Genomic DNA, 1,758 nt, shown 5'->3' on the forward strand with positions numbered 1-1,758 from the left:
CCGACGACCGTGACCCGGACACCGGAGGCCGCGTTCGCGGCGATGGCTGCACCCTGGGGGCCGAAGATGCCGCCATTGGCGGCGAGCAGATCGGCGCGCTCCATGCCGGGCCCGCGCGGACGTGCGCCGACGAGCAGCGCGAGGTCGGCGCCATCGAAGCCCACCGCCGCGTCATCCGTCACCTCGACGTGTTCGAGCAACCCGAACGCACCGTCCTGCAACTCCAGTGCTGCGCCCTCCGCCGCACCGAGTCCCTGCGGGATCTCCAGCAGTCGCAGCCGCACCTTCTCGTCCGGCCCGAGCAGGTCTCCGGCCGCGATGCGGAAGAGGAGTGCGTAGCCGATCTGTCCGCCCGCGCCGGTGATGGTGATCGTGGTCGTCATGCCCCGAGCCTACGTCCGTTCGACATGCTTCTGCTCGGAGTAATCTCGACGCATGACCTTCAATCCCGATGCCGACATCTCGGGCAACACCACGCGTCGACGCGGCCGCACAGCGGCCATCGCCGGCGGTTCCGGCGTGGGAGTGCTCGCGCTCATCGCGCTCATCGCCGGTCCTCTGCTCGGCATCGACCTCAGCGGGTTGGTCGGCGGCGGCGCTCCGAGCGGAGGCACCGAGCCGGCCGGCGGATCGGCCATCGAGAACTGCGACACGGGGGCCGATGCCAACGCGAACGTCGACTGCCGCATGGCGGGTGCGCAGGTCGCCCTCGATGCCTTCTGGAGCGACAATGTCGAGGGCTACCGCGCGCCGGAGATGATCGTCGTCGACGGGGCGACCTCGACGCAGTGCGGCACCGCCTCCAACGCCGTCGGGCCGTTCTACTGCCCGCCGGAGGAGAAGGTGTACGTCGACCCCACGTTCTTCCAGCTCATGCAGCAGCAGTTCGGAGCTTCGGCCGGTGATCTCGCCCAGCTCTACATCGTGGGCCACGAGTGGGGGCACCACATCCAGAACATCACAGGCGATATGGACCGTTACCCGAACAACGGAACGGGCCCCGGTAGCAACGGAGTGCGCATCGAGCTGCAGGCCGACTGCTACGCCGGCGGCTGGCTCGGGCGGATGACGGAGCAGGAGGACGCCGAAGGCAATCCGTACCTGGAGAAGCCGACGGAGCAGCAGATCGAGGACGCGCTGAACGCGGCAGAGGCCGTGGGCGACGACCACATCCAGGAGCAGTCCGGCTTCTCGAATCCGGAGACTTGGACGCACGGCTCCAGCGAACAGAGGAAGCGATGGTTCGCCGAGGGCTACCAGAACGGTCTGGGTGTGTGCGCGCAGGTGCTGACCCTGCCCGCCGATCAGCTGGATCCGTGATACCGGACAGGTGCGAGAACGTCCGCTACCGTTGACGATGTAGTCAGCACGACCGGCCGGGGGACCGATGATGAAGAAGACGGATGCACTGTATCCACCGATAGAGCCGTACGAGACCGGGGAGCTGCTCGTCGGCGACGGCCACCGCGTCTACTGGGAGGTCAGCGGCAATCCTGACGGCAGGCCCGTGGTCTTCCTCCACGGCGGCCCCGGCAGCGGGACGTCCCCCTGGCAGCGGCGGTTCTTCGACCCGAAGCGCTACCGGATCGTGCTGTTCGACCAGCGCGGCTGCGGACGCAGCACCCCGCATGCGAGTGCTCCCGACGCCGACCTCCGCTACATCACGACGGCCCACCTGATCGCCGACATCGAGCTGCTGCGTAAGAACCTCGGCATCGAGAGGTGGCAGGTGTTCGGAGGATCGTGGGGAAGTGCGCT

The 1,758-nt window shown here is 68.1% G+C and carries 2 protein-coding genes and 1 pseudogene; 2 read left to right on the plus strand and 1 reads right to left on the minus strand.

The annotated features are described in order from the left end of the window. Positions 1-383 (minus strand): annotated as a pseudogene (locus tag DSP71_RS18100) (malate dehydrogenase); the annotation flags it as partial. Between the two features lie 52 nt (positions 384-435). Here DSP71_RS18100 and DSP71_RS18105 point away from each other — a divergent pair. Both DSP71_RS18105 and DSP71_RS24255 read left to right on the plus strand, forming a co-directional pair. After that, the gene (locus DSP71_RS18105) at positions 436-1,320 is read left to right on the plus strand and encodes a neutral zinc metallopeptidase (protein WP_113681748.1); all 885 of its coding nucleotides are present in this window, start codon (positions 436-438) and stop codon (positions 1,318-1,320) included. A 67-nt stretch (positions 1,321-1,387) separates the two neighbouring features. Next, positions 1,388-1,758 (plus strand): alpha/beta fold hydrolase (locus DSP71_RS24255; RefSeq protein WP_258546532.1); only part of this gene is annotated, 371 nt, incomplete at its 3' end.

The organism is Microbacterium sp. H6, from assembly GCF_003314775.1.
Lineage (GTDB): Bacteria > Actinomycetota > Actinomycetes > Actinomycetales > Microbacteriaceae > Microbacterium > Microbacterium oxydans.